Source organism: Xylophilus sp. ASV27 (assembly GCF_016428875.1).
Classification (GTDB): domain Bacteria; phylum Pseudomonadota; class Gammaproteobacteria; order Burkholderiales; family Burkholderiaceae_C; genus Xylophilus.
The window spans coordinates 1-4,969 of record NZ_JAELTO010000177.1 but is presented as its reverse complement, the minus strand read 5'-3'; the positions used below and the strand labels follow the sequence as shown (position 1 = coordinate 4,969).

Genomic DNA, 4,969 nt, shown 5'->3' with positions numbered 1-4,969 from the left:
CGGCTCCGAGGGCCTGGCCGGCGGCAAGCGCGTGTTGATCGTGTCCTCGCGCGGCGGCAAGTACGCCGGCACCGCCTTCGAAGCGGCACTGGACCACCAGGAGGCCTACCTGCGCGCGGTGCTGGGCTTCTTTGGCATCACCGACGTCACGGTGATCCGCGCCGAAGGCGTGGCCATGGGCGCGGACGCGCGCCAGGCCGCCATCGCCGAGGCGCTGAGCCAGGCGCGCGGGCTGGTCGAGTCGGTCGCCTGACCCCCATGGGTGAGCCGGCCTGCGCCAGCGGCGCGGGCCGGCCCCGCCCGGTCAGACCTTGCGCGAGAGGTCCCACATGGCATCGACCAGCAGGTCGATGTCGCGGGCGTCGTGCCAGAGGTGGGTGGACACCCGGATCGCGTAGTGGTTCGAGGCCGCCCCGATCACGGGGAAGTCCGCGCTGCGGACGATGAACCCCTGCGGGTAGTCGCTCTGCATCCTCGCCACGAAGGCCGTGGCCTTCTGCGCGTTCATCACGTCTGTCTTGTTCGGGAACGGATTGAACGAGGTCAGGGCCGACAGCAGCTTGGGATCGTCCTTCGGCGAGTACAGCGCGTCCACGCCCCAGCGCTCGGCGATCTTCTCCTTGAGGTAGGAGGCCAGCGTCAGGTCGTAGGTTTCGATCTTCTTGCGGCCGATCGAATCCCACATCTCGCAGGCCTTGGCCAGCGCCATGAACATCGGCGTGTGCACGCTGCCGCAACTGGTGACGCTGGCGGCGATGTCGTAGCTCTCCGGCGGCACTATGCTGCGGTCCACGGCTCGGTAGGTCGAGGTATGGACCGGGTACCACTTCGGCAGAGGCAGCGGGTTCGACGAGCGGATGCGGTTGCGCATGATGAGGATGCCGGTCGAACCCGGTCCGCACTGCCATTTGTGGCCGGCGCCTGACATGAAGTCCATCCCCAGGTTGCCATAGTGGTAGTCCATCATGCCCGGCAGGTGCGCGCCGTCCACGATGCTGATCAGGCCGTGGGTCTTGACCACGCCCATCAGTTCGGCGATCGGCAGCATGGTGCCGGTCTTGTAGGTAGGCGAGGACCACATCATCGCCCGCACCCGCTTGCCTTGTGCCTTCAGGGCCCGCACCCGCTCGTCGAACAGGTTGACGTAGGTGGCGGCCGTCTGGTTGTTGCCGACCGGCATCGCGATGCGCGAGACCTCGATGCCGAAACGGTCCACGGCGATGGCCAGCGGCGTGTCGCCGCCGCCGTGCTCGTGGTTGGTGGTCACCACCACGTCGCCGCGCTGCCAGTCCAGCCCGAGGATCGCGTGGCACATGCCGGAAGAGGTGTTGGCGGAGAACGCCAGTTCGCTGGCATCCACGCCGAACGAGGGCGCCACCTTCTGCCGCAGGTCGAGCAGGTTGCTGTAGCCGTTGCCGGACTCGGCCGCCTTCTTGCGGTTCTCCTCGGCGAACAGGTCCAGCGCCAGCGCCGGCATCGAGCCCGCGGTGCCGATGTTCATGAAGGTCTTCCGCGGGTTCAGCACGAACATGTTCTGGACGCTGGTCCAGAACGCCTCGTCCCGCAGCAGTTGGGCGCGCAGGGCTTCCGACGTGGTCTGGGCGTTGCCGCTGCCGCAGGCGCCGAGCAGCGGCCCGAGCGTGGCGGCGCCGGCGCCAAGCCCGAGCATGCGCAGGAATTCGCGGCGCTTGGAGGGGGCGTCAGGGCCGGGCGGCGCCAGCGGGGAGGGCGGGCCGCCGGCCAGCGGCGCTTCGGCGTGGGGTGAAACGAGAGTGGGCATGGTCGATGTCTCCGGTGGCGGCTCGTCAGCGGCGGCCGACGACGGCCGCGATTTCGATCTTCACGTCGCGGGGAAGCCGCGCGACCTCCACCGTGGCCCGCGCCGGGGCCTGGCTGCGGAAGTACTCGCCGTAGACCTTGTTCATCGCGGCGAACTCGTTGAGGTCTTTCATGTAGACAGTGGTCGCCAGCACGTCCTCGTAGCCCAGGCCCTGCGAGCGCAGCTTGGCGCCGATGAAGTCGAGCACCGCGCGCGTCTGCTCCTCGATGGTGGCGCCGGCCACCGCGTTGCCTGCCGCATTGAGCGGCAGCACGCCCGAGAAATACACCGTGCTGCCATGCGCCACCATCTGCGAATAGGGGCCGATCGCCGGGTAGATGTTGGTGGTGGAGAGCACCTCGCGCTTGGCCGGCGCGCTGCAGCCCGCAAGCAGGCCGGCGGCGAGCGCCACGCTCCCGCACACGGCGCAGCGCCGCATCAGGTTTCGAATATCCATATTGATCCCCTCGGTGAAGTTGAACGTGGAATTCCAGGTTGGATGGGCGCCTCAAGCTGGTGGGCGGATTCTAGGGATCGCATTTGGTTTTTCTCCCACGTTTTTCCCCTACGCAGTGCTACGTAGATAATCCTGACAGGATGCTGAAAACGGCATCGCGGTGATATCGGCGTGCTCCGGAATGGTCCCTCCTCCAGGGGAGAGAGGGCCGCCGCGCCTGGGTAATAAATCCAGTCCTGTCACAATTTGAAAATAAATTCCTGCGGCCGGCGCCAATCGCGCATCGAATATCCAGCGTGCCAATGAATGCCGGCGGGATATCTCTCCATGATTAATGGCGGGAATAAGCCACCGTGCCGCCATGCCGTGTTTGCCCGCTTGACTTTCAGGCTGGCCGGCCGATAGTCGTGCGCTCCTGATCGCCCCACTTCTCCGACCTCATGCAGTTCCGGTGGAAACTCCTGCTCCTGACCAGCCTGCCGGTGCTCGGCGCGCTCAGCCTCGTGGCGGCCACCATGCAGCACCAGACGCTCAAGCTGGGCCGGCAGGAGCGGCAACTGGTGGAGGCGGCCTACCTGCACAGCAAGGAAACCGAGCTGCGGCACTACGTGCAGCTTGCCGACACGGTGCTGGCCCGCATCGGGCGGTCCGGCCAGCCCGAGGCCGAGCAGCAGCGCCAGGCGCTGGCCGTGCTCACCGGCATGAAGTTCGGCCAGGACGGCTATTTCTTCGTCTACGACCGGCAGGGCAAGGTGCTGCTCGACGCGCGGCAGATGGGGCAGGCCGGCGTCGACCTGTGCGACCCGAACACCAATGAAGGCGAGGTGCCGGCGCTGGCGATCCTCGCCAAGGCGCAGGAGGGCGGCGGATTCGTGCGCTACTTCTGGCAGAAGCCCTCGACGCAGCAGACCGCGCCCAAGCTCGCCTTCGTCTCCTCGGTGCCGGCCTGGGGCTGGGTGCTGGGAACCGGCCTCTACCTGGACGACGTGGAAGAGGCGCTGGGCAAGATCGAGGCGGCCGCGCAGGACAACATCCGCGCCACGCGCACCCGCATCTACGCCATCGCGGCGCTGTGCATGGTGCTGATCGGCATTGCCGGCTTCGCGCTCAACATCAGCGACCACCGCGTCTCCAGCGCCAAGCTCAAGCGGCTGGCCCGGCGCGTCGTGCACTCGCAGGAGGACGAGCGGGTGCGCGTGGCGCGCGAGCTGCACGACGGCGTGGTGCAGGTCCTGGTGTCGTCCAAGTACATGCTCGAAACCGCGCAGCTCGCGCTGCCCGGCACGCCCGCGGACGGGCGCCGGCCGGCCGGCCCGCGCCACCTGCTGGACCAGGGGCTGCAGCGGCTCAACGATGCGCTGGTGGAGATCCGCCGTGTCTCCCACGGGCTGCGGCCCGCGCTGCTGGACGACCTGGGCCTGGCGCCGGCCCTGTCGCTGATGGTGGAGCAGATGCGCGCGCACTGCGGCTTTGCGCTCGACTTCCGCACCGAGGGCGAGCCGCTCACGCTGCCCACGGCGCACAGCACGGCTTTGTTCCGCGTCGCGCAGGAGGCCCTGGCCAATGCCGGCACGCACGCGCGGCCGGCGCGGGTGGAGGTGGTGCTGCGTTTCTCGCCGCGGCGGGTGCGCCTGCTGGTGCGCGACGACGGGCGCGGGTTCGCGCTGCGCAAGGTCCAGTCCGACGGGCAGGGCGGCATCGGCCTGCGCAACATGCGCGAGCGCATCGAGGGCCTGGACGGGCGCTTCGTGCTCGCCTCGGGCCGCCGCGGCACCGTCGTGCGCGCGGTGCTGCCGCTGGCGCCGGCGCGGCAGCCCGCATGGTGCCCGCTGCCGGCCGTGGCGGGGGCGGCCTCGTGAGCCGGCCCATGCGGGTGCTGCTGGTGGACGACCATCCGCTGGTGCGCGACGGGGTGCGCATGCGGCTGGGCGCCATGCCCGACGTCGAGGTCGTCGGCGACGCCGGCGGCCTTGGCGAAGCGCTGGAGCAGGCGCAGGCCACGCGGCCCGACATCGTCGTGACCGACATCCGCATGCCCGAGGCCAGCGGGCTGCACCTGGCCGAGGCGTTCCGCACCCGCTTCCCCGCGATCCGGCTGCTGGTGCTGTCCATGCACCGCGACCCGGAGTACATCCGCCGCGCGGTGTCGCTCGGGGTCTGGGGCTATGTGCTCAAGGACGAGCCGGGTCAGCAACTGGTCGAGGCCCTGTGCCGCGTGCACCGGGGCGAGGCCTACTTCAGCCCGCCCGTGCTGCGGATGCTGGAGGACATGCCCGCGCCCGACCACGCCCCGCGCGCCCTCACGCCGCGCGAGGCCGACGTGCTGGCGCTGCTGGCCCGGGGCCACTCCAACAAGGACATCGCCCGCGCACTGGGCGCCTCGGTCCGCACCGTGGAGACGCACCGGCTGCACCTGCGGCGCAAGCTGCACATCGAAGGGCAGGCGGCCCTGGTCAAGTACGCGGTCGATCACCCCGACCTCGCGCATGCGCCGCAGGGCGACATGCCGTTCGGGCAGGCGTAACCACCGTTTCTGATTGAATAATGCCTGTAGCCCAGGTGGAATCTGGGCAGGGCAATCGCATCTAACCAGAGCCCCCCATCCCCAGAGCCGCTCCCATGCCCATGAGGTGCTCCAGATAGGGCAGGCTCCAGCCAGCGCGCTTGCGCTTGGCCTGCAGCCCGAGCTTCAC

The 4,969-nt window shown here is 69.2% G+C and carries 5 protein-coding genes; 3 read left to right on the top strand and 2 right to left on the bottom strand.

What is annotated here, in order from left to right:
* Positions 1 to 253, top strand: a 253-nt coding sequence (locus tag JHD63_RS21685; protein WP_198972872.1) for an NAD(P)H-dependent oxidoreductase, incomplete at its 5' end; no start/stop codon positions are given.
* A gap of 51 nt (positions 254 to 304) precedes the next feature.
* Here the strand turns inward: JHD63_RS21685 and JHD63_RS21680 are convergent.
* Positions 305 to 1,780, bottom strand: coding sequence for an aminotransferase class V-fold PLP-dependent enzyme (locus tag JHD63_RS21680; protein WP_198972871.1), 1,476 nt, complete (start codon positions 1,778 to 1,780; stop codon positions 305 to 307).
* 25 nt (positions 1,781 to 1,805) lie between these two features.
* The gene (locus JHD63_RS21675; RefSeq protein WP_198972870.1) at positions 1,806 to 2,276 is read right to left on the bottom strand and encodes a Rid family detoxifying hydrolase; all 471 of its coding nucleotides are present in this window, start codon (positions 2,274 to 2,276) and stop codon (positions 1,806 to 1,808) included.
* Positions 2,277 to 2,716: 440 nt separating this feature from the next.
* Between JHD63_RS21675 and JHD63_RS21670 the strand changes: the two genes are divergently transcribed.
* Both JHD63_RS21670 and JHD63_RS21665 read left to right on the top strand, forming a co-directional pair.
* Positions 2,717 to 4,135 carry a cache domain-containing protein gene (locus tag JHD63_RS21670; protein WP_198972869.1) on the top strand — a complete coding sequence of 473 codons (1,419 nt, stop codon included), beginning with the start codon at positions 2,717 to 2,719 and terminating at the stop codon, positions 4,133 to 4,135.
* Between the two features lie 8 nt (positions 4,136 to 4,143).
* Complete coding sequence (locus JHD63_RS21665) at positions 4,144 to 4,800, top strand: response regulator (protein ID WP_233168528.1); 657 nt, start codon at positions 4,144 to 4,146, stop codon at positions 4,798 to 4,800.
* The last annotated feature ends 169 nt before the right edge of the window (positions 4,801 to 4,969 follow it).